The following is a 23,648-nucleotide window of genomic DNA, read 5'->3' as shown; positions in this document are numbered from 1 at the left end:
AATAGCTGTTGGGTTAATTTTAGAATGTCGAGTGCAGAATGCAGACGGGGTCGCCCGTGCGATGTCGAATTTTTGTGTCGAGGGTTGCTCACAACCCGAGTAACGACAAGCTCCCCCGAGCGACGCAAAGTGCCGAATAGGGAACAGTTAGCTCACAAATTCGACACTCTCCGTCGAATGGACGACTCATTAGAGTACTCGGGTTGTGAGCAACCCTCGGCACGGATTAACACAAAAATTCGACACTCTGCATTCTGCACTCGACACTCAACTCAACATTAAAATTCATGGCTGTAAGGATTTTGATGGGACAAAACTAGGGCAGCGTGTGGAAGAAGTAGGTTAAAAGCCGTTGAAAGAATGTTAATTAAGGTTAAAGCCAAATCCCTATCTTTGTGAATACTCATCTTATCCTCTAAAAACCATGCATTGTTACTTCAATGGCGCAATCATGCCTGTCGAGCAGGCTTCTGTCAACATCAACGATTTGGGACTTCTGCGCGGCTATGGCCTTTTTGATTATTTCCGTACCTACAACGGTGTCCCTTTTCAGTGGGATTGGTATTGGGCGCGCTTTGTGCGCTCGGCAGAGGTATTGCATTTGCGCGTTCCTCTTTCTCAAGAAAAAACTGCTGAAATTTTGGCCGAATTGCACCGTTTATCAGGCCAACCCGACGTTGCGTTTCGCTTTGTGCTAACGGGTGGGTACTCGCCTGATAGCGTGAGTGTTGTTGAACCCAACTGGTTGATTATTGCCGAAAATTTACCCAAAGACAATCCCGAAGGCCGTGTGCGAGGTATCAAGGTTCTTCCCTTTGAATTTGTGCGAGATTTACCCGAGCTTAAAAGCACCAACTACCTTCACATGATTCGCCTGGCGGCTGAGATGAAGTCGCAAGGAGCGGCGGATTTGCTTTATTACAAAGACGGCGAAGTAAGTGAATTAACACGAAGCAACTTCTTCATTTTCAAGGGAGACACGTTGATCACTGCTGATAAAAACATCCTCCACGGTATCACCCGCAGAGTTGTATTGGAGCTCGCCGAAAAAGAATTTAAGGTAGAAATTCGTCCAATGCTCGTCTCCGAGTTGGAAGAAGCCGACGAAGCTTTCACGACGAGTACGACCAAATGGGTAATGCCTGTGGTACAAATTGGGCGTCAGATAGTGGGCGACGGCAAACCTGGCCCGCGCACGCTTAAATTACTGGCTCAGTTTGAAACATTGGTCAACGGCTACGGGAAATAGCTTTCATCTTACATTCTTAACCCAAGTCAATCATTTTCTTGTTGGTGGCTTCGACCTTTGTGGTTGAAAAAACGAACAAGAAAATGAATAAGAAAGACGTATTATCAACGATTTGGCTATTTGTTACCATCAATTATCTCTACTGCGACCTCATTGGCCTCATGGATGCCTCACTCTTGAAGCAGTACCTGACGGGGCGGGTCGAAGGGATGACTATCTCTAGGGAGTTTTTGTTGTATGCGGGGATTTTAATGGAAATTCCCATTTCGATGATTCTTTTGTCAAAAATCTTACCCGACAAGGCCAATGCTTGGGCAAACATCAGCGCGTCGTTGGTAAAAACCCTTGTCATGGTGGCGACACTATTTATGGGGCCCCCTACGATTTATTACCTCTTTTTTGCGGTGATTGAGATTGCGACGACGATTTTTGTTTTTGTATATGCCCTGAAATGGCTCAAAATGCTCAGGGTTTCTTCGCCAATCGTCGCCTAATCCTGCTCAATGACTCAGGCTTTACGCCGATGTAACTGGCAAGCTGGTATTGCGGAATGCGCTGGATAAGGTTAGGCCGTGTTTCGAGCAGGCGCAGGTAACGTTGTTCGGGGGTATCGGTAAGGTAGGTAGTGACGGCCGTTTGAAATTCAGCGAAGGTATTTTCGACAATTTTTCGCGCAATAAATTCAAGACGAGGGTGTATTTTAAACAACAACTGCGCGGCTGCGTCGTTGCCAACGAGCAAAACGCAATCTTCGTCGCACACCCAAGAATGGGGCGAAGGTTTGGGGCTGTCAAAACTACTGAGTGAAATAATCCACTGGCCTTCCGTGAAAAAAGCGGTCGTTTTTTCTTCACCGTCCACGAGGCTGTATTGGCGCACAAGTCCTTGAAATACAAAAAAAGTAGAAGCAGTCATTTGCCCTTCTTGGAGCAGAAACGTTCCTTTTTCAAACGTTTTGATGATTGCGCTGTCAGCAATGGCGATGGCTTCGTCGGGAGAAAGAGGAGAAATTTTTGAAAAATACTCAACCAGTTGGTTTTTCATGATTTTATTGACGTTGTCATAACTTCCTTTTAGGCTCTCCAGCTACTTCTTCGCCAGCCGCCGCCTAATTCTGCTCAATGATTCGGGGGTGATACCCAAATAACTCGCAATTTGGTGCTGAGGAACGCGTTGGAGCAAATCGGGCCGATTTTTTTGCAAGTTGTGGTACCGTTCTTCGGGCGAAGAGGTAATAAACGTGGCAAAGTCTTCTTGGGTTTTACCAAAACCTTGTTCCACCATCATTCGAGTGAGCGATTCTAGCTTTGGGAATTTCTGGTACATTTCCTTTTCCTCGCTTGGATTGCCAATAATTGCAGTCACGTCTTCAACACACACAAAATAATGCCTTGAGGGCTTTTGCTGAAGGTAACTTTCAAACGGCACAACGGCCTGACTTTCCGTGTAAAAGAACGTCGTTTTTTCGGTGCCATCGTCCAGCAAATACTGCCTGACACAACCCTTGAGAATGAAAAAGCATTTGGAAGAAATTTCGCCTTCCCGTAAAATGTGCATGCCTTTAGGGAAAGTTTGAATGTCCAGTAAAGCCACAATCGCCTCCATTTCTTGCCGAGGCAATGGCGCATCTCCAAATAACTGTTGTAGAAGGTCGCTGTTCATTAATTTTTCTTGGGGGTAATCGCGCTTTCTCGTTCCCCATTTTACCCCTCAAAATACGAAAAGTCTAACGCAGATTTGATAGTTTTATGCCAATTTTTCTACGACAAACCTACATTTATGAAACCAGCGAGTTATTGGGTTGAAAAATATGCCATGTTACCGCATCCAGAAGGTGGTTACTTTGCCGAAACGTACCGTTCAGCGGAGGTGATTCCGCAAAGCGTGTTGCCTGCTCGTTTTGGAGGCGACCGAAGCTTCAGTACGGGCATTTATTTTTTGCTTGAAAACCATCATTTCTCTACCCTTCACCGCATTCAGGCCGACGAAATGTGGCATTTTTACGCAGGAGGCCCGCTCGAAGTGTTCGTTATTTATCCCGATGGAAAACTAGAAATCATCAAGCTAGGCGATAACCCCGACGCGGGCGAAGTTTTTCAGGCGGTGGTGCCTGCGGGAACGTGGTTTGGCTCCAAACCCAAGGCCGACAGTGCGTATTCGTTGGTAGGCTGTACGGTAGCCCCAGGTTTTGACTTTGCTGATTTTGAGTTGGGCGAACGAGCGCAATTATTAGCGCTTTTTCCCCAACACCAGAAAGTGATTCATTTATTGACGCATTAGTGCCTAACAATGCGCCCGTCCGACATTTCGATGATGCGGTCACTGCCGTTGGCAAAGTCAGGGTCGTGGGTGACGGTGATGATGGTTTGTCCGTTTTCGTGAGCGATTTGGCGAAAAATATCAAACACAAGACCCGAATTGGCTTTGTCGAGGTTGCCCGTCGGTTCGTCGCCCATGATGATGGTAGGGTCATTGATGAGTGCCCGTGCAATGGCCACCCGCTGCTGCTGCCCTCCCGAGAGTTTGGAAGACTGTTTGCGGGCGTGTTCGGACATATTGACAAGGCGTAGTTTTTCGTAAGCTCTTTCTTCAATTTCTTTGTTGGAATATTTTCCCAACTTCAATGCGGGAAGCATCACGTTTTGCAAGACCGTAAACTCGGGCAGCAAAAAGTGAAACTGAAAAACAAAGCCCAAATGTTCGTTGCGAAAGGCGGCCAGCGTGTCTTGGGGTAATCCCGTGAGGCGTTGGCCGTTTACTTCGAGCGATCCTTCGTAGTCGGTGTCCATGGTCGAAAGGATGTACAAAAGGGTGGATTTCCCACAGCCTGATTTGCCGATAATGGATAAAAATTCGCCTTTTTTTACCTCAAAATTCACGTCTTGCAATACCTGAAATTTTTCAGGTTCAAAGAAGTATTTGTTGATATGGGATGCACTGAGGACGTTCATAGTTGTATGTGTTGGAGAACTTCTTAGCCTCGCAATATCGCCACGGGGTCGATTTTGGCGGCTTTGCGCGAAGGGAAATAACCTGCTAAAATGGTGGTAATGACGCCAAATGCTAGCCCCATCAAGTAATACTGGGCCTCAAAAAGCACAGGAAAAGTTTTAAGGCTAATCATGTCGCCCGTCTCGAAAGGGGTAATTGACAGGGCATAACTGATACCAAAACCAATGAGTAGCCCTAAGACGCCTCCTAAAATTCCGATGATAATGGCTTGGAGCAAAAACACCGCGACCACATCTTTGCTTCCAAATCCTGTGGCTTTCAGAATGGCAATGTCTTTCAGTTTGTTGATGACGTTCATGTTCATGATGTTATAAATCCCAAACCCTGCCACTACCAGCAAGGTCATTGAAATCACGAACGTCATCACGTTACGAATCTTCTTCCCCGCCAAAATCGCCTGGTTGGCCGTGCCCCAGTCTTCGGTGTGGATGTCAAACTGTTTTTGAAGGGTTTGGGCAAAATCCAATGCTAAAAGAGGGTCGGTCATTTTGATGTGAATATCGGTGATGTAGCTGGCATCTTTTCCCAAAATCTCCTGCACGGTACTGATGCTGGTGTAGCAGCGGATGTTGTCGATGGTACCAATGCCAAAACCAAAAATCCCCACGACTCGAAGGGTAAGGTTGCCGCCCGTTGGGGTCGTTACACTCACTTTATCGCCCACGTTTACGTTTAGTTTCTTGGCCAAATTTGCCCCAACTACGATACCTTTGGGGTTGGTCAGCAATGCCTGAAAGCTCCCCGATTTAATCCGACTATCGAGGTTGTATAGGCGATTTTCGCGCGGATAGTCGATTCCTGCCATGCTTCCCGAAATCTGAATGGGGCCATTGTTGAAAAAAGCTTGCGAACTTACTTCGGGAGAAACACCCAATACACCTTTCATTTTTTCGATGAGGCGCACCATTTGTAGGCCATTTTTGATGCGGGGAAGTTGCTGCTTGGGTTTTTGGTGATAAACAATGTTAATGCTGCTGTCGGACGAACGGTTTTGGTCTAAAATGCTGGGCCGTTGGGTGTTGACTTCGTTATAAATCCGAACGTGTGGGCTGGCGTCAAGCGCCGAGTCTTCCAAAAATTGATTGACGCCCTGCATGAAACTAATCATGACGATAAACATCGCGATACCAAACGTCACGCCGAGCATCGCCACGAGGGTTTGGCGTTTTTTTGCCAACAGGTGGATTTGGGCGATTTGGAAAGAAAGTTTGAGATTCATGGTTTTACAATGACGCTTTTGTCGGTGAGGCCATTTTTTACTTCTATTAATTCAAAATTTTCTGCTCCCTTCGTGATTTTGATTTTTTGCTTGTCTTTGTCGGCACGTATCCACACGCTGTCTTGCCCCACTAAGTAAGCTTTGGGAATCGTCAGGGCTTTGGGATTGTGCGAAATAACAATGTTGGCTTCGACTGTTAGGCCATAATACGCTTGTGGGGTTTCGCCCACAAAATCGGCATCGACCCGAAACGATTGGTCCACCTTGTTGAGTTTGGGGTAAATCTTCGTAATGCGCGCTTTGAACACCTTATCACCGTAAGCATCCATTTTAACCTCAATATCTTGTCCTACGTTGAGTTTAGAAAAATCGGTTTCGTCCACCGCCAACTGAAGATACACCTCGTTTGGGTTACCCAGTAAGGCCACGGCTTCCCCTCGGCGCACCAATTCACCCACTTTTTTATACACTTCATACACCCGAGCAGCTTCGATGCTCTTGATACGGTAGTTGTCTCCTTCGCGGGCGTTTACCCGAAAGTTGGAGCGTGAATTTTGGAGATCAACATACAATTGGTTTTTGGTACGCTGCCATGCTTTCTGACGAGCAGCTACGTCATTTTTGGACGTACGGTACGCCAATTCGGCGCGTTCAAGGTCCACTTTAGCCGTCGCGTTTTGTTCATAAAGTGCTTTGTAGCGAGCATAATTGACCGAATCGTTTTCGAGTTTGGTACGGGCATTACGCAGCCCCGCCTCTAGCTCACTCAACGCGGGAGAGGAATCGGCAAAATTGGCTTCCGATTGGCGATAAATATTGGCGGCGGCTTCGGCGCGGGCATCTTGCGACAGGCTTTCCAACGAAAATAGCAATTGCCCTCCCTTCACCACGTCACCTTCGGCCACCAGTTGCTGTTGTAAATAGCCGTCGGCGTTGGCTACAACCTTGTACTCATTTTTGGGAAAAACGTTGCCCGAGGCATAGACGGCTTCAGTAAGATTTTTATAAGTGGGAGTGGTCGTTTCGGCGTCGGGCGAGCAAGCGGCTATTGCCCATAACAACCCTAAAACTCCCGCAGATTGGGTATATCGTTTCATGATTCAGAGGTCTTTACTTTAGTGGTTGAATGTAATTTGGGAATTAGCCAATTTGAAAATTGATCATTGCCCAACATTTTCAAATTGACCAATTAACTAATTGAATATCAAGGTTAACGCCTTAGCTCTAGCAGCTTTCCGTTAATCATCACGTCCGAAAGGGTACGGAGGTATTTGTTTTGGGCTGCAAGTGCATCGTTAAAAACGTTTAGGTATTGGTCATAGCTAACCACTCCACCTTGGTACTTAATACGCACAAGTTTCAAATTTTCTTCACTGAGCTGATAGGCTTCTTCGTTGATTTTCAACGAAGTAAGTGCTTGTCGGTAGGTAAGTAACAGCTCGTTGGTTTCGGTGTCAATTTTGCGTTTTTCGTTTTCGAGTTGCAGCTGCGCAATGTCGGCATTGACCTGCGCACGCCCAATGGCACTTTCACGAATACGGGCTGTGTAAATTGGCACTTCAAAACGCAGTCCTGCTACGCCAATTCCGTACCATTTTTCATTGAAATTTAGGAAATTAAACGTAGAGCGTTGGGCTTGTTCTTGGTAACGGGCAAAAGCCGACAGCGTAGGTAAGCGGAGTAGTTTCTCCTTCTTGAGCTGCGCTTGCGCAATGACCAATTGCTGCGTTCGAAGTTGTAATTTAGTAAGTCCATCGCTTGGCACATCTCCCACCGACGGAAAGGTAGTAGACGGGCGATAAGGAGCTAATTTTAGGTCAGGCGTTGCCAACAGCAACTGCAATTGGCTAGTGTTTTTCGCGTATGCCAATTCGTTTTGTTTCAACACGTCTTCAATGGCGAGGCGCGTGGTGCGGCTGCGGTTAAATTCCAGCTGGTCGATAAGCCCCTTTTCTTTGCGTTCGCGCGCTATCTGAACGATACTATCGGCATTGGACAAATTCCGTTGGGTGATGTCGAGGTAGAGTTGTGTAAATACCGCAGCAAAATACAGACGAGCGACTTGTGTACTCAGGTCGTCAGTAAGAACGAGGGTTTGCAACTCCGTCAGTTTTTGGTTGTGTTGCGCAAGTTGTATGTCTTGTTTAAGCCCCGCATTCCACAGCGGAGCGTTGGCTTCTAGTCCCGCTGTAAGATTGAACGGCACTCCAAACTGCACCCCACGGTATTCCCCTTCTTTCCCCCCAAAAAACTGAGCGGGAATTAGCTGCGTAGGTAACACAAAATTGTAATCGAGGGCGGTGGTAAATTTTAACTGCGGTATGCGAGTGCTTTTTGCTGCCGTGACGCTCCACGATTGGAGTTGGGTATTTTGCCGTGAAATGTGCAGGTCGGCATTTTGTTTTTTTGCCAATTCAATGGCTTCATCCACATTGGCGATGGTGGTTTGACTGCGGCCCAGGCAGACAAATAAAAAAGATGAAAAACAGGCAAGAATGAGCTTTTTCATACGGCTCGAAGTTTCGGTATCTGAGGTGTAGTGATTACATTTGGTAAAAATCACACAACAAAGCAAAAGTATCCATGACATAGGTCAGCCATGAAGGTTGATGAAGCGGAAGAAAAGCCGTTGAAAACGGAATTTTATTAGTAAAAACCCCCTTTAGCTCTCGATGAATTCTCTCTACATCTTGACCATGCTGTGTGCCAATGTCGTATTGGCCGAGTGGCTGACCAAATTTCCGTACCTGCGTTCGATGGGTGCCGCACTGCTGGTCATTATTACAACGGCCATTACGGCCAACCTAGGTCTGATTCCGTCGTCGAGCGAGGAAGTGCCTGTTTATGACGGCATTTTCTCATACTTAGCTCCCCTATCTATTTTCTTTTTGATGCTCAAAGCCAACTTATGCAGCCTCCGAAAAGCGGGAGGTATCATGCTTTCGTTGTTTTTATTGGGGGCAATCGGGACAATTTTGGGGGTTGTTGTAAGCCTACAACTTTTTGATGCTCCTCACTCATTGGGCGAACTTCATTATGCCATTGCGGGCATGTTTACAGGGACGTACATTGGCGGAAGTGTCAATTTCAACGCCGTTGCGCTGCATTACGGAGTTTCCAAAGCGGGAACGTTGTACGCGGCGACTACGGCGGCCGATAATATCATTACGGCTATTTGGATGGTAGGAACGCTGGCCATCCCCCAATTTTTGAATCGCTTGTATCCTCGCCAAAAGCGTCAAGAAGTGGTCTCGTTAGTAGAATTAGAAGAAGAATTGAGTGAAAACGAAACCGTAGGCCCAAAAAATGTGGCATTGTTGGTTGGGTTGGGTATTCTAAGCATTTACCTGTCGCAGCAAATCGCCCACTGGATTCCTTCTGTTCCCGTAGTGTTGATTCAAACGACCTTGGCGCTAGGTTTAGCCCAAATTCCCGCCATTCATCAGTTGGCTGGCTCGCGGATGCTGGGATTGTTGTGCGTCTATTTATTTTTGGCAGTCATTGGTGCTTATTGTGACATTCCAGCCTTGATTCACGATGGGAAGTTGGCCTTTACCCTTTTGGGGATGATAACCGTCTTGGTGCTCATACACGCTAGTATTGTGTTTGGAATTGGTGCCTTATTGAAACAAGACTGGGACATGCTTGGAATTGCCTCTCAAGCCAATATCGGGGGAGCAAGTTCGGCATTAGCGTTGGCTAAAAGCCTTCACCGCCCCGACTTACAGCTTCCTGCGGTTCTGATTGGCGTATTAGGCAATGCCATCGGAACGTATTTAGGGATTTGGATTGCCGAATGGATGAAGTGAATGTAAATTAGATTGATAATGAGGACGTTACTAGAGCAACTATTTACAAAACAGTACGGAAAGAGCTTTCTAAACTGGGCAGGTATCTGTATGGCCTTTGCGCTATTGGCGATTTTTATCCCCTTAGTCGTTCCCTTTGCCATATTTTTGGGAGGTATTTCTTTTTTTACCATTCCTTTGGGGGTAGTTATTTTGTTGATTGCGCCTATTTGGTATCTATTGAAACCTAATAAGCATTTACTAACTATGATGAGGCTCGGGTTACTGATGATAGGATTGCCAGCAGTGGCTTGGACTACTTATTTGGTGGGAGATGAGATTACTTTCGCCGTTCAAACCGAAGTACACTATCGAGCAGCTGAAGAGTTGATTATGGAACTAGAAGAATACAAACGTAAAAATAAAACCTACCCACTATCGACGGGAAGCGTGCCCGCTACTTTTGCATCACGTGAGAGGTGTAGTAATTACAACATTGGTTATTCTAGCCAGGGGAAAGTTTTTAGGGTGTATTTTGCGTTGTCTTCGCATTTACTTATGGGGCATAATTACACCTATTGCTCTGATTGGTCACAACTACCTCAAGAATCAACCGTAGGCCAGCCGACCGAGCGAGCAAACTGGCGGCTGATGAGTAGGGCCGATTAATTCTGGGGAGATTAAATCAATGAATGGGCAAAACAGCGACGATAAATCGTAAATTTGACCCAAAAATTAGACTGAAAGAATGCACGTTACGGGTTTTACCTTTATTCGCAATGCCGTCAAGTTCGACTTTCCTATTGTGGAAGCCATTACCTCTATCCTACCCATTTGTGATGAATTTGTGGTGGCCGTAGGCAAAAGTGAGGATGCTACGCTGGAGCTCGTTCGGCAGATTGATCCCCAGAAAATCCGTATCATCGAAACTGTATGGGACGAATCGCTAAAAGACGGTGGCGTGGTGTATGCCAAAGAAACCGACAAAGCGTTTGAAGCGATTTCGCCTCAAAGTGATTGGGCATTTTATATTCAGGGTGATGAGGTGGTACACGAAAACGATTTGCCCAAAATCAAAGCCGCCATGGAACGCTGGAAAGACGACAAAAACGTGGACGGGCTGTTGTTTCATTATACCCATTTTTACGGTTCTTACGATTACATCGGTGACTCCCCAACATGGTATCGCCACGAAATCAGGGTGGTGCGCAACAACAAACGCATTTATTCGTACCGCGATGCACAAGGGTTTCGGAAAAACGACAACGAAAAACTGCGCGTGAAGCTCGTAGATGCCCGAATCTACCACTACGGTTGGGTAAAAGACCCGCGCGTGATGCAGGAAAAATACGTGCATATTCACCAATACTGGCACGGAGGAGATGTAGAAAGCCACGTGAATATATCGGCAGAAGGGTTTGACTATTCCCAAATTGACTCGTTGGCCAAGTTTACGGGAAGTCATCCCCGCGTGATGCTGTCCCGCATCGAGCGCCAAAATTGGCAGTTTAGCCATGATATTTCGCACAAAAACCTTCGTTTCAAGTACCGTCTCAAAATGTGGGTAGCACGCCTAACGGGTTGGTACATTGGAGAATACAAAAACTACAAGTTGTCTTAAAAACCTGCCATTCGACATTCTACCCTCTAAACTCGACACTTAAAAAATGGTTCAATACGCCGATGCCGACGATTTTTTGGCCAGTCAAACCCCCGAAATTCGGCAGTTGTTGTCGTACGTTCGGCAGCTAGTGATGGTGGCGCATCCCAAAATGAGGGAGCGGTTTATGTACAGCAGTACCCTCTTTTTTATGTGCCAAGATTACGTTTGTTATTTTGGTAAAATTCACAAAACCCAGGGCGTTGAGATATGCTTTGTAAAAGGGTTTTTGCTCAAAGACGAAGCGGGGGTGTTGGAATCGAAAGGCCGAAAAATTATCCGTGGCATGACATTTCAGAACCTGAAAGATTTTCAGGCGCGGGAGGACGCCTTTTTAGAGATGCTGCAAGAGGCGATTCTATTGAACGAAACCCAGCCCGAAAAAACGTTTGCAAAAATTATGTTCGAGCGGCGTAAAAAATAAGGGCTGCCCAAAAGCCTTTGCTTTCAGACAGCCCCAAAAAGAGAAAGACTCCGTTGTTATTTTTTCTCAGGAAGCAACACTACTTTGATAAAGTTAGCATCGTTGAGGTACTTGTTTGCCGCAGCTTTTGTACTCTCTACGGTTATTTTATTCAGTTGTTTTTCCCAGCCCAAAATATCTACTGGATTTTCGCCGATGCTGTACGCTCCAATCAATTGGTTTTGCCAGAATCCATTTTCTTTCATCTGAACTTCCATTGAGCGGCGGGTTTCGGCTTTGAACTTGTCAATATCGACTTGCGTAGCGCCGTTTTTCTTGATTTCGTCCAAAACAGCCAACGTCTTAGTTGCCAATTCTTCTACGCGCTCAGGACCTGTGCCGTATCCGATACGAACGGTATAGCGAGGAGCAGGAGTTTTGCCGTAAGACGCACGCGCGCCGATACCATATACACCGCTTTCTTTTTCACGAATAACCTCGATAAGCTTAATGTTCAAGATTTCTTCGAGGGCGTCGAGCTGCCAGTTGTTGTCGTCATTATAGACGTAATCGCCGCTGAAAATCAACGAAGCTTGGCTTTTTTGCTCAATTCCTTTATAGACTTTCTTATCAAGACGTCCCGACGGAGTACGGATACCTAAGTCGCGGAAGCTCTCTTTTTTGTTTTGTGACGGAAGCGCGCCCAAGTATTTTTCCAACAAAGGTTTCACTTCGTCCACCTTGAAACTTCCTGTGAAGAAGAAGGTAAAGTCAGAAGCATCGGCAAAGCGCTCTTTGTAGATTTGGTAAGCGCGGTCGGGGTTAATCATGTCCCAACGCTCTACCGAAATAGGTTGACGGCGGAAGTTGTTGTTCCCCAAAATACGGCTCAACGAGTCTTGGAATACCACTTCAGGGGCAGGTGAAGCGTTGCGGTTTTGGATGGCCGAGCGCTGCGACGTCAAAAAGCCTTTGATGATATCGTCGTCTTTGCGAGGTTTGGTAAAGTATCCATACACCAACTGCAAAGCGGTTTCGAGGTCTTTAGGGCTACAGTTTCCGCTAAAACCTTCTTCGTTTTCCCCCACAAATGGGCTCACGTTAGCTACTTTGCCCGTGAGGTATTTTTTCAAAGCAGGGGTATTAAACTCACCAATACCACTTTCTTCAACAACGGCGTCGGCCATGCCTGCGCTCATAAAATCTTTTTCATCGTAGAGCGATGTCCCGCCTTGGCTGCGCGCGCCAATGAGGATTTCGTCATTTTTGAAGTCGGTAGGTTTCAATACCACTTTCACGCCGTTGCTCAATGTCAACTCAGTAACGCCGATTTCTGGGATTTGCTTTGTCGAAACCGTACGACCCGCAGCTGGGAGGTTTTCGATAAGTGGTTTGTTGACAACCTTGTCTTCATAAGCGGTAACGTCTTTGCCCGCACTATTGATCCACTCCAAAATCGTCGCTTCAGTAGGCAATTTTGCTTTGTCTTTTTCAGACGCAAGCACCAATACCGTACGGTTGTCAGCAACCAAGTACTTGTTGGCAAGGGCATTGATTTCTGCAATGGTGATACCATCCAACTGTCCTTGTACAAACTCAAATTGAAACTCGATGCCTGGAATAGGTGAATCTTCAAGGAAATTCCCCATGTATTCGTTGACATACGAAGCCGATTTTGTTTTGTCTCTCTCTTTGAAACGTTTTTCGGTCGCGGTGAGCAATTGTTTTTTGGTACGATCCAACTCCGTAGCCGTAAAACCAAATTTCTTCACGCGTGCACCCTCATCCAACACCGCTTTAACGGCGCGTTCCAAGTTACCATCTTTGGCCACGGCTATGTTGATAAACGAATCATAGTCACCAATAAAACCGCCGTAACCTGCGCCCCCAAACAAGAAAGGAGGGTTGGCTTGTTGTGTTTGTTCTTGCAAACGTGCTTGAAGCATTTGGTTAAACAAGTTCCGTTTGATGCTTTCGCGGGAGTCACCAAGGGTTTTTTCTTCCGCTTTTGGCAACTTTGTAATTATCTGTGCCATCATATAAGGCTGCTCAGGGTCAGTCACGATGGCAACGCGCGTTCCTTTAAAATCGGCCACGGGATACTTGCCCAATGGACGAGGTTTTACCGCCTTTGGAATCGCCCCGAAGCGTTCTTTGATCATTTTTTCTACTTGGTCGATGTCAAAATCTCCCACGGCCGCAATCGCTTGTAAGTCTGGGCGATACCACGTTTTGTAGAAATTACGGATAGTCTCATGGCTGAAGGTTTTCAAAACTTCTTCTGTACCAATCACGTTGCGTTTTCCGTATTTTGAATCGCCTACGAGGATAGGCATCCACTTGTCGCGCATCCGTTGTTGCGCGCCTTTCCCGCCCCGAAGTTCTTCCAAAATAACGCCACGTTCTTTGTCGATTTCGGCACCTTCAAACGTAATGTTGTGCGCCCAGTCTTCCAAAACCACAAACGCTTTGTTGAAAATATCGGCTGAGTCGGTGGGGACTGGCAATTGATACACCGTTTGGTCTTGTCCTGTGAAGGCATTGAGGTCATCCCCAAACTTCACCCCTGCGCGTTGGAGGTAGCTCACCAACTCGTTTTTGGGGAAGTTTTTGGTACCGTTAAACGCCATGTGCTCAGTAAAGTGGGCGAGTCCGTTTTCTTTGTCTTCTTCTTGAATTGCTCCTACTTTGTTGATGAGGTACAATTCAGCGCGTTTTTTGGGTTCTTCGTTTTTACGGATGTAATAAGTCATACCGTTGGGAAGTTTGCCGTAGCGAACTTTGGGATCCATCGGAATGGGTTTCTTGAGGTCGGTTTGGGCATTGGCTGCGGTTGCCCAGCCGAAAGCTACAGTAAGAAAGAGTAGTCTGGCTTGTTTCATAGATGTTTGAAGTCTATTTGAGAGATTGATTTGGAGGTAAAACAACTTATTTACGGAAGTGTTCATAAATTATTGTGATAAACGGTCTGAAACGAGGTTTAGCTCATTAAAACCTGATAGGTTTCTAAAAACCTATCAGGTTTGTACTACTTTTGAATATTTTTACAAAAATGAATGCATTAGTTTTTTCCTAAAAAGAAATAATTTAAAAATGTTATTTGACGATAGTTATAAAACCATTGAGGCTTCTTCGGAAGGTTTTTTTCGCGATCGAGGCAGTAAGTTTTGGGCCTACGCATACCCCATCAAGACCGAAGAGGACGCTAAAGGTCATTTAAACGAACTATATGAACTCCACCCCAAAGCCGTGCATCACTGTTACGCTTACCGACTGGGGCTAGACCGTACTCAATTCCGCGCCAACGACGACGGCGAGCCTTCGGGGTCGGCGGGAAAACCGATTTTGAACACCATTTATGCCCACGACCTCACCAACGTATTGGTCGTAGTGGTGCGGTATTTTGGGGGAACCCTGCTAGGTGTCCCTGGCCTTATCAATGCCTATAAAGTTGCCACCGACGAAGCCCTCAAAGTAGCAAAGGTGGTGACATTGCACGTGCGTGATGTTTATACCTTAGTCTATCCATACGAACAAATGAACGATGTAATGAAGGTCATCAAAGCGTTTGACCTAGTGCCCCAACACCAACAATTCGACAACGAATGTAGCCTCCAACTCGAAATCCGAAAAACGATGCTGAATCAAGTGCTTGGCAAATTAGAAAAAATAGATTCATTACGCTTGGAGTTTGAAGGGACTATTTAGAAAGCCACTTTTGGGGAATTACAGCGTACAAAATAGCCGCCATTTCAACGAGTATGCCAAGCCCTAGTAGAGTGTACCCAAAGGCAACGGCAGTCGAGGAAACAAAAAAGTAGCATCCTGTTAAAATAAGCATAATACCGATTAAGAGCAATTTGAATGTAGTAGGCATTTTTTATTTGTTTAAAAAATACAATGAATGGTTAGAGAAAGTCAACCACATTGTGATGATGAATTTCAATAGAAAATTACGTAAAAACCAAATCGTAACATTAGTTTTTTGGCAAAAAACCGTGAAACCTACTTTTTAGCCCGTGAAATCTACACAGAATTGAATTTTATCAAATGTTTCACGGAGGTCAATAAACGAAGGAATAAACTACTTATATACTATTGGTATAGTGTATAAGTATATTTAATAAAATGGTAAAAAGAGGGGGTTGTTAGAAAAGTACAAATAGAAGGAATAAATGTTTTAGCGGATAGTCCGATAACACGCTTTTTGAGCGCACTATCGGACTATGCTTTTTTACAAATTCTTTAATACCCAATCTGTCATCATTTGGTAGCGGTGAATGAGGGTATTGCCGCCGCCTATGCCGTGGTTGCGGTTGGGATAATAAAACGAATCAAACTGCTTTCCTGCTTTGATGAGGGCGTTGACAAAATCAACGGAGTTTTGGAAATGCACGTTGTCGTCGCCCGTGCCGTGAATGATGAAGAACTTACCCTTGAGTTTATCCACGTGCTGAATCGGCGAGTTGTCGTCGTAGCCCGCAGCGTTGTCTTGGGGGCGTTTGAGGTAGCGCTCGGTATAAATCGTATCGTAATAACGCCAAGTGGTAACGGGCGCTCCTGCAATTCCTGCTTTGAAATAGTCGGCGCCAATGGTCATACAAAGGGATGTCATGTAGCCACCGTAGCTATGGCCGTGGATGCCGATGCGACTTGCGTCCACGTACGGGAGAGTTGCCAAGTACTTCGCCCCTTCGATTTGGTCTTCCGTTTCGAGTTTACCAAGCTGCGCGTATGTGCAGGTACGAAACGCGTTTCCGCGCGCACCCGTGCCGCGCCCATCTACCGACACAATCAGGTAGCCTTTGGTCGCCAATACTTTAAACCAGCCGATGAGGGCATTGGTCCACGTATCGGTGACGGTCTGCGAACCTGGCCCGCCATATACGTACATCAACACGGGGTATTTTTTAGCGGCGTCGAAGTTCAACGGTTTAATCATCCAACCGTTTAGTTCGGTACCTTGAGTGGTGGTAAACTTAAAAAAGTTTTGAGTGGGAAGGTCGTACTCGGCCAAACGTTCGCGGAGCTTTTGGTTGTTTTCGAGTATCCGCACGGCTTGGGTGGCGGTGCTTTGGTGTAAACTCACGGTCAGAGGTTCTTGCGCCGACTGATTATAGACAAGGTAGTAGCTACAATCAGGGCTCATGTTGATGGCGTTATTGCCTGCTTTTTCGGTGAGTTTGATGGGCTGGGGCGCAACTACTGGCGCGGCTTTCTTGGATTTTTTGGCCACTGGCGTTGCAAAACTCAAGCTGTATAAGTGGCGCTCCATGGGCGACACCATCGACGAAGTAAAATAAATCACTTGTTTTTTCTCGTCAATGCCCACAATATCAGTCACTTCCCAGTTGCCCGAAGTCAGTTGTTTGACCAGCGTGCCATTGATGTCGTACAAATACAGGTGCTTGTACCCGCTTCGTTCAGAGGTTTGAATAAACGATTTGCCATCGGCCAAGTAGGTAAGGTCGTCGGTAAACTCCAAGTCCACGTACGTTTTACTTTCTTCACTCCATACAGTTTGCGACTGCCCCGTGGTGGCATCAGCGTGTAAAATATCCAAACGGTTTTGAAGGCGATTCATTCGCTTGAGCGACAATAAGTTGGCGTTTTGAGTCCACTTGATGCGCGCAATGTACTGATCAGTTTCAGAACCCACCTCGATTTTTGTTTTCTGATTAGTGGCCAGATGATGTACCCAAATCTGCACAACGGAATTAGCTTCGCCTGCTTTAGGATATTTGTAACGATAATCTTTGGGGTACAAATCGCCCCATATTTGCATGTTGTATTCAGGAACGCGGCTTTCGTCGAAACGATAATAGGCAAGTTTGGTGCCATCGGGCGACCACTCGAAGGCTTTGGCAAAGCTAAATTCTTCTTCATACACCCAGTCGCAGGCACCGTTGATGATTTCATTGCGGCGGCCATCGGTCGTGATAGCGCGCTCGGCCATGGTGGTGAGGTCGGTAATGTACAAATTGTTATCCCGCACAAAAGCTACTTTCGAGCCATCAGGCGAGAGCGTGGCGAGCATTTGTTTACCGTTTTTTGAAAGTTGAACCAACTTTTTGGTTTGCAGGTCATACACATAAAAATCAGCTTTGAACGAACGGCGGTAGATACGCTCAATGCCCGTGGTCAATACCAGTTTTTGCTCGTTTGCACTCAACTCGTAGCTATCAAACTGAATACTTTGGTTGGTGCCTTCAACTTTCACAGCCGATTGGTCAAACAACGTCTCGACGGCTTCGCCCGTGGCAATGCTGTATTTGACCACTTTGCCTGCCTGTTGTGCCGTATAAAAACCTCCCGCTTGCATCCAATTGACGCCCGTAACCGTGCGAGGAGTAAAAACGGAGCCTTGAGGCCCATAAATGTCGTTGAGGGCTAGGGTTTTCTTTTGGGCTTGAGATGGACTTGCTACGATAGCCAGTAAAAAAGCAAACGAAACCCCCCAATGTTTAAGGGAAATAGTGGTTTTTCTCATGTACGATTGATGAATAGGTGAACTGATAAAACTCGACAAAGATAGCCAAATCTTATCCATGAACGACATCACCCATATTGAGGGAAAAAAGTATCTTTGGGGGCTGTTTTGGAAACACACAAACACCAAGGATAACCGTGCAAAAGCACTTGTATATGTTAAAAAAAGAACGTTACCGCCAGTTAATTGCGCATTTCTCTCAAAAATTCCCACAAGCTGAAACCGAATTGCACTACACCAATCCGTACGAATTGTTAGTGGCGGTCATTATGTCGGCGCAGTGTACCGACAAGCGGGTGAACATGGTGACGCCAGCGTTGTTTGAGCGTTATCCCGACCCTCAGGCATTGGCCGACAGCACTTCCGATGAGGTTTTTCAGTATATTCGTAGTATTTCGTATCCCAACAACAAAGCCAAACATTTGGTAGGAATGGCGCGAATGCTATTGGATAAGTTTGGCGGGGAAGTGCCAAGCTCTATCGAAGAACTTCAGCAAATGCCAGGGGTAGGACGCAAAACGGCTAACGTGATTGCCTCTGTTATTTATAACCAACCTGCTATGGCCGTTGATACGCACGTTTTTCGGGTATCGCACCGACTGGGACTGGTTCCTAAAACAGCGACAACCCCGCTTGCTGTTGAGAAAGAACTCATCAAATACATTCCTGATTCGGTGATTCCTGTGGCGCACCATTGGCTCATTTTGCACGGGCGATACGTGTGCCTAGCCCGTAGCCCGCAATGCGATAAATGCGATTTGACTCATTTATGCAAGTATTTTGAAAGTCAACAGAAGAAAAATAGTCCGAAGTAGTCAGCAATTTAGCGTATTTTTGTGGCCTACTTTCATTTTGACCACCTACTTACCGATGAAACAAGTGTATTTTACGGCAGGACCCGCAGAGATGTATCCTACCTTCGAGCAACATTTACGTACGGCTGTCGAAAACCAACTTGGCTCAATTTCGCACCGAAGCCAGAAGTTCAGAGACATTTACAAGTTCACGGTCGAGCAACTCCGTACATTGATGAACATTCCCGAATCGCACGCAATTTTTTTTACGGGCTCGGCGTCGGAAGTGTGGGAGCGTATATTACTTAATTGCGTGGAGCACGAAAGTTTTCACTTAGTCAATGGCTCATTTTCCAAGAAATTCTACGAGTATGGGGTATCCTTGCGCAAATTTGCCCACAAACAAGAAAAACCGTTTGGTGAAGGTTTTGATTATGGCGAAGTAGAAGTTCCTGAATATGCTGAAGTTATTTGCGTGACTCAAAACGAAACGAGTTCGGGCGTTCAGATGCGCGAGCCCGACATTCATAAATTGAAGCGGAGCAATTCTAAGAAATTGATTGCGGTTGACATGGTGTCTTCGGCACCTTATCCCGAATTAGACTTTGGCGTGATTGATACTGCCTTCTTCTCCGTACAAAAAGCGTTTGGCTTACCTGCGGGGCTAGGGGTGTGGATTGCCAACGACAAATGTCTTACGAAGTCGGAGCGGTTGAACAAATACGATGACATCACGATTGGAGCACACCACAACCTACCTGCGCTTTGGAAAAACTTCAAAACCTACGAAACTCCCGCTACGCCTAATGTGCTGGGGATTTATTTGCTCGGTAAAATCGCCGAAGACCTCAATATCATCGGCGCGGATGTGGTTCGGAAACAAACCGAAGAAAAGTACAAAGTCCTCAATAAATACGTCGAAACGAGTAATGTGTTTAGTCCAGCGGTAGCCGAAGAAAGACACCGTTCGCGGACGGTCGTAGTGGCTAATACCAGCAAGTCATCGGCAGCAGTCATTGCGGAAGTGAAAAAATCCAACATGGTGGTTGGAAGTGGTTATGGCCCGTTTAAAGATAGTCAGATTCGCATTGCTAACTTCCCTGCCGTTTCGCTTGAACAAGTGGAGTTGTTGATTGAAGAGCTGAAAAAATTAGAGAATTAACCCGCCGTCAGACGATAGTCAGACGGAGGAAGTGTTCGAGAGTCAGACGATTCAACAATGGCCTGACTATCGACGAATTATTAGTCTGACTATCGTCTGACTAATGTTTCATAACAACAAAAAAACGCCCTGCTAATGCGATAAAGCATCGTTGTTCGTTTTTGGAGTATCTGTAGCCGAAAATTGGGACGTATGAAGTCGAAACTTGCACGTATTGCGCTTTTTATTGGGATTTTAGTCGGAATAAATGTTATCGCAGCATTTGTGTTCTTTCGTTGGGACTTGACCCAAGAAAAACGCTATACGATTTCAGACGCCACTAAAAAACTCCTCCAAAACTTAGACCACCAAGTGGTAATTAAGGTCTATCTGACGGGCGACTTTCCCGCTGGTTTTGAACGTTTGGAACGCGCCATTCAAGAAACCCTGGAATCATTTGCTGATTATGGTGGAGGCAATGTGGCCTATCGCTTTATTGAACCCATCGAGCCCAAGCTTCAAGAAGAACTTATTGGTAAAGGTTTGATTCCGACCAATTTGTTTGCCAACGAAGAAGGAAAACGTACTGAGCGTTTGGTGTTTCCAGGCGCTGTTTTGGTATATGAAGGCAAAGAGTACCCAGTACAACTGTTGAAAGGGAATAAATCAGCGACGTCGGAAGAACAACTCAACCAATCGTACGAAGGAGTAGAGTTTGAATTGGCATCGGCGATTCGCCGATTGGCGCAAAAAGACCGCAAACGAATCGGTGTTTTGGTGGGTCATACCAAAGTGCCCCCGCCACGTTTTTCAGATTTTTTGGCCAATCTCCAACAGAATTATGACCTCTATTTCGATATTCAAAACCCTGAGAATTGGGATAAAGGCGACTTGTTGGTGATTCCCAAACCCGATACACCCTTTAGTGAAGACGAAAAATACCGCCTTGATCAGTTTGTCATGCGCGGAGGGAAATTGTTGATGTTTGCCGACGGTGCGCGCGTTGATAGCGTAAGTTTGGAGGGAACGTTTGCGCAACCATTGGATGTCAATCTCGATGATTTGTTATTCAAATACGGCTGCCGAATCAACCAGAACTTAATCAAAGATTTGAGTTGTGCCATGATTCCCCTCAACGTGGGGAACATGGGCGACAAACCGCAGATTCAGCCGATGCCGTGGCGTTTCTTTCCCTTGATTAATAATTTTGGAAAACACCCCATAGTCCGAAACTTGGATGCCCTTTATACTCGCTTCCCCAGTAGTATTGACACCATTCAGGTGGATGGCATCAAGAAAACACCATTGCTTCTGACCTCGCGTTATACACAGCTACGCAAAGCGCCCGTTTTGGTAGGTTACAACGAAGCACGTCAGCAACCCGACCCACGTGAGTACAACGCAGGTGAAAAGCCCATTGCGGTGTTGTTGGAAGGCTCGTTTTCGTCGTTGTACAATAATCGTTTGTTGCCCAGCGACCCGCGTACAAAATCGTTTGTGGGGAAAAGCAAGCCTACCCAAATGATTGTGGTATCCGATGGCGATTTGATTGTGAATGACATTGATTACAAGCGTAACGCACCGTTACCGTTGGGCTATGACCGCCTTTCGGGCAATACCTTTGCTAACCGTGATTTTGCGTTGTACGCCGTAGATTATTTAGCTGACTCTGAAGGATTAATTACGGCACGAAACAAACAAGTAACGCTGCGGCCGTTGGATAAACTGCGACTTAAAGAAGAGCGTACGCAGTGGCAACTGTTGAACTTGATAGGCCCTTTGTTATTGATTGGTGTAGTGGGCTTGGTGTGGCAATGGAATCGTAAACGTCAATACGGGAGTTAAAAATCACAGTTCCCTGCGTACCGTGTTTGCAACGGCGCGCAGGGAACAACAATAAGCTAAGCCGCGAGGTTGGGGTCTTCAACCACGTCTTTTTCGACCCGCAAATTATCAATGATAAACCGTTGGCGTTCGGGGGTGTTTTTGCCCATGTAGTACGTCAATAATTTGGGAATAGTGGTCTCTTTTTCCAAAATTACAGGTTCGAGGCGAATGTTTTCCCCAATAAACTTTCCAAACTCTTCGGGGGAGATTTCCCCAAGCCCTTTGAATCGCGTAATTTCTACCTTTTTGTTACCTCCTAGTTTTTTGAGTGCTTTTTGGCGCTCTTCGTCGCTGTAGCAATAAATCGTCTCTTTGTGATTTCGGGGATTGCGGACGCGGAAAAGTGGCGTCTGCAAAATGTATAAATGCCCGTTTCGAACCAAATCAGGGAAAAATTGCAAGAAAAATGTCAGCATCAACAAACGAATGTGCATCCCGTCCACGTCGGCATCGGTAGCAATTACGATGCGATTGAAACGTAAATTTTCCAGGCCTTCTTCGATATCTAAGGCGTGTTGAAGGAGGTTAAACTCTTCGTTTTCATACACCACTTTTTTGGTTAAACCAAAACAATTCAGTGGTTTGCCGCGCAAGCTAAATACTCCTTGGGTTTGTACATTGCGGGATTTGGTAATCGAACCACTGGCCGAGTCTCCCTCGGTAATAAACAACGTCGTTTCGTAACGGTCGTCTGATTTTACGTCAGGAAGGTGAATGCGACAATCGCGCAGTTTTTTGTTATGCAAGCTTGCCTTTTTTGCCCGTTCGTTCGCCAATTTTTTGATACCCGCCAATTCTTTCCGCTCGCGTTCGGACTGTTCAATCCGTTTTTTCAACGCTTCCTTAACCGCTGGGTTCATGTGAAGGAAATTGTCAAGTTTTGCTTTGAGAAAGTCGTTGACAAATGTACGTACGGTAGGGCTATTGGGGTCGGGAGAGATATTGCTTGAACCTAGCTTAGTTTTGGTTTGTGACTCGAAAACAGGTTCTTGCACCCGAACACTTACTGCCGCGATGATAGAAGCCCGAATGTCTTCTACGGCATAGTCTTTGCCGAAGTGGTCACGTACAGTATCAACCAGCGATTGCCGAAATGCCATCAGGTGGGTTCCGCCTTGGGTGGTATATTGACCGTTTACGAACGAGTAATATTCTTCACCGTATTGGTTGCCGTGTGTCATCGCAATCTCAATGTCCGACCCTTTGAGGTGGATAATGGGGTAGCGAATCGAATCTTCGTCGGTTTTATTACGGAGCAAGTCGAGCAAACCGTTTTGAGAAACGAATTTTTGCCCGTTATAATTGATGGTCAGGCCAGCGTTGAGATAACAGTAATTCCAAATCATGTTATCCAAAAACTGCGGGATGTAATGGTAATTTTTGAAAATAGTGTTGTCAGGCTCAAAAATCATCAAGGTGCCGTTGCGCTGATTGGTATCTTCTTCGCCCGATTCTGTTACGATTTCACCTTTGCGAAATTCGACCCATTTGGTTTTTCCTTCGCGGAACGACTGCACTTTGAAGTAGGAAGAAAGGGCGTTAACTGCCTTTGTCCCGACTCCGTTGAGTCCTACTGATTTTTGAAAAGCGCCCGAATCATACTTTCCACCCGTATTGATTTTAGAAACGCAATCCACGACTTTGCCAAGCGGAATCCCCCGTCCGTAGTCACGAACTTCAACGCGGTGTTCTGAAATTTTTATATCAATTGTTTTCCCGAAACCCATGGTATGTTCGTCGATGGAGTTATCAGCAATCTCCTTGACCAAGACGTAAATACCATCATCGGCTGCCGAGCCATCGCCGAGCTTGCCAATGTACATTCCAGGACGTAATCGGATGTGTTCTTTCCAATCGAGCGAACGAATACTGCTTTCGTCGTACTTTACTTGTTCTGCCATTAATAGTTCAAAGATTATTTGTAGCAGGCTTGTAGATAGCCTTTGGTATGATTTTACAAACTTACAATTTTAAGTCTTGAAGCACAAGTGCTGTCTTAACTCAA

At 45.9% G+C, this 23,648-nt stretch carries 20 protein-coding genes; 11 read left to right on the top strand and 9 right to left on the bottom strand.

The features are described from left to right. Window positions 1-424: 424 nt before the first annotated feature. Window positions 425-1,249: an aminotransferase class IV gene (locus AC23P2_RS04755; RefSeq protein ID WP_487772137.1), complete on the top strand. Its 825-nt coding sequence runs from the start codon at window positions 425-427 to the stop codon at window positions 1,247-1,249. 83 nt (window positions 1,250-1,332) lie between these two features. Continuing rightward, window positions 1,333-1,743: a DUF6326 family protein gene (locus AC23P2_RS04750; protein WP_487772136.1), complete on the top strand. Its 411-nt coding sequence runs from the start codon at window positions 1,333-1,335 to the stop codon at window positions 1,741-1,743. On the opposite strand, the gene AC23P2_RS04745 is transcribed toward AC23P2_RS04750, so the two are convergent. Beyond that, complete coding sequence (locus tag AC23P2_RS04745) at window positions 1,715-2,293, bottom strand: Crp/Fnr family transcriptional regulator (RefSeq protein WP_487772135.1); 579 nt, start codon at window positions 2,291-2,293, stop codon at window positions 1,715-1,717. The two genes, AC23P2_RS04750 and AC23P2_RS04745, sit on opposite strands and share 29 nt — an antisense overlap. Before the next feature lie 42 nt (window positions 2,294-2,335). Continuing rightward, a complete protein-coding gene (locus tag AC23P2_RS04740) occupies window positions 2,336-2,911 on the bottom strand; it encodes a Crp/Fnr family transcriptional regulator (protein WP_487772134.1) in 576 nt (191 codons plus the stop codon). A gap of 117 nt (window positions 2,912-3,028) precedes the next feature. Here AC23P2_RS04740 and AC23P2_RS04735 point away from each other — a divergent pair, with 117 nt between their 5' ends. Continuing rightward, window positions 3,029-3,529, top strand: coding sequence for a cupin domain-containing protein (locus AC23P2_RS04735; RefSeq protein WP_487772133.1), 501 nt, complete (start codon window positions 3,029-3,031; stop codon window positions 3,527-3,529). On the opposite strand, the gene AC23P2_RS04730 is transcribed toward AC23P2_RS04735, so the two are convergent. From AC23P2_RS04730 to AC23P2_RS04715, 4 genes are all read right to left on the bottom strand, one after another. Next, the gene (locus tag AC23P2_RS04730) at window positions 3,526-4,200 is read right to left on the bottom strand and encodes an ABC transporter ATP-binding protein (protein WP_487772132.1); all 675 of its coding nucleotides are present in this window, start codon (window positions 4,198-4,200) and stop codon (window positions 3,526-3,528) included. The genes AC23P2_RS04735 and AC23P2_RS04730 overlap by 4 nt on opposite strands. A gap of 23 nt (window positions 4,201-4,223) precedes the next feature. Next, window positions 4,224-5,480, bottom strand: a complete 1,257-nt coding sequence (locus AC23P2_RS04725) for an ABC transporter permease (protein ID WP_487772131.1) — start codon at window positions 5,478-5,480, stop codon at window positions 4,224-4,226. Further along, a complete protein-coding gene (locus tag AC23P2_RS04720; protein WP_487772130.1) occupies window positions 5,477-6,577 on the bottom strand; it encodes an efflux RND transporter periplasmic adaptor subunit in 1,101 nt (366 codons plus the stop codon). The genes AC23P2_RS04725 and AC23P2_RS04720 overlap by 4 nt, the downstream gene beginning before the upstream one ends. A gap of 113 nt (window positions 6,578-6,690) precedes the next feature. After that, complete coding sequence (locus tag AC23P2_RS04715) at window positions 6,691-7,989, bottom strand: TolC family protein (protein ID WP_487772129.1); 1,299 nt, start codon at window positions 7,987-7,989, stop codon at window positions 6,691-6,693. Between the two features lie 163 nt (window positions 7,990-8,152). Between AC23P2_RS04715 and AC23P2_RS04710 the strand changes: the two genes are divergently transcribed. The 4 genes from AC23P2_RS04710 to AC23P2_RS04695 all read left to right on the top strand — a co-directional run bounded on the left by AC23P2_RS04710 (window position 8,153) and on the right by AC23P2_RS04695 (window position 11,352). After that, the gene (locus AC23P2_RS04710; RefSeq protein WP_487772128.1) at window positions 8,153-9,289 is read left to right on the top strand and encodes a DUF819 family protein; all 1,137 of its coding nucleotides are present in this window, start codon (window positions 8,153-8,155) and stop codon (window positions 9,287-9,289) included. Between the two features lie 18 nt (window positions 9,290-9,307). After that, complete coding sequence (locus tag AC23P2_RS04705) at window positions 9,308-9,937, top strand: hypothetical protein (protein ID WP_487772127.1); 630 nt, start codon at window positions 9,308-9,310, stop codon at window positions 9,935-9,937. A 79-nt stretch (window positions 9,938-10,016) separates the two neighbouring features. Then, window positions 10,017-10,889 carry a glycosyltransferase family protein gene (locus AC23P2_RS04700; protein WP_487772126.1) on the top strand — a complete coding sequence of 291 codons (873 nt, stop codon included), beginning with the start codon at window positions 10,017-10,019 and terminating at the stop codon, window positions 10,887-10,889. 46 nt (window positions 10,890-10,935) lie between these two features. Next, a complete protein-coding gene (locus AC23P2_RS04695; protein ID WP_487772125.1) occupies window positions 10,936-11,352 on the top strand; it encodes a DUF1801 domain-containing protein in 417 nt (138 codons plus the stop codon). Between the two features lie 56 nt (window positions 11,353-11,408). Here the strand turns inward: AC23P2_RS04695 and AC23P2_RS04690 are convergent, their stop codons facing one another. Beyond that, window positions 11,409-14,213 (bottom strand): M16 family metallopeptidase, encoded by a 2,805-nt coding sequence (locus AC23P2_RS04690; RefSeq protein ID WP_487772124.1) that lies wholly within the window; start codon window positions 14,211-14,213, stop codon window positions 11,409-11,411. A gap of 211 nt (window positions 14,214-14,424) precedes the next feature. On the opposite strand from AC23P2_RS04690, the gene AC23P2_RS04685 reads away from it, so the two are divergent. Further along, window positions 14,425-15,039, top strand: a complete 615-nt coding sequence (locus tag AC23P2_RS04685; RefSeq protein WP_487772123.1) for an IMPACT family protein — start codon at window positions 14,425-14,427, stop codon at window positions 15,037-15,039. A gap of 526 nt (window positions 15,040-15,565) precedes the next feature. Here AC23P2_RS04685 and AC23P2_RS04680 read toward each other — a convergent pair. After that, on the bottom strand, window positions 15,566-17,821 hold the full coding sequence (locus tag AC23P2_RS04680; protein ID WP_487772122.1) for a S9 family peptidase: 2,256 nt from the start codon (window positions 17,819-17,821) through the stop codon (window positions 15,566-15,568). 155 nt (window positions 17,822-17,976) lie between these two features. On the opposite strand from AC23P2_RS04680, the gene nth reads away from it, so the two are divergent. From nth to gldG, 3 genes are all read left to right on the top strand, one after another. After that, window positions 17,977-18,636 carry an endonuclease III gene (gene nth / locus AC23P2_RS04675; protein ID WP_487772121.1) on the top strand — a complete coding sequence of 220 codons (660 nt, stop codon included), beginning with the start codon at window positions 17,977-17,979 and terminating at the stop codon, window positions 18,634-18,636. Window positions 18,637-18,691: 55 nt separating this feature from the next. After that, window positions 18,692-19,777, top strand: coding sequence for an aminotransferase class V-fold PLP-dependent enzyme (locus tag AC23P2_RS04670; protein WP_487772120.1), 1,086 nt, complete (start codon window positions 18,692-18,694; stop codon window positions 19,775-19,777). 192 nt (window positions 19,778-19,969) lie between these two features. Next, a complete protein-coding gene (gene gldG / locus AC23P2_RS04665; RefSeq protein ID WP_487772119.1) occupies window positions 19,970-21,601 on the top strand; it encodes a gliding motility-associated ABC transporter substrate-binding protein GldG in 1,632 nt (543 codons plus the stop codon). Window positions 21,602-21,657: 56 nt separating this feature from the next. Here gldG and AC23P2_RS04660 read toward each other — a convergent pair whose 3' ends face one another. Further along, window positions 21,658-23,544 carry a DNA topoisomerase IV subunit B gene (locus tag AC23P2_RS04660; RefSeq protein WP_183974868.1) on the bottom strand — a complete coding sequence of 629 codons (1,887 nt, stop codon included), beginning with the start codon at window positions 23,542-23,544 and terminating at the stop codon, window positions 21,658-21,660. Between the last annotated feature and the right edge of the window lie 104 nt (window positions 23,545-23,648).

This window comes from Runella sp. R0.1_18, assembly GCF_057652155.1.
The sequence above is the reverse complement of the archived record's forward strand: the minus strand, read 5'-3'. Positions and strand labels throughout refer to the sequence as shown.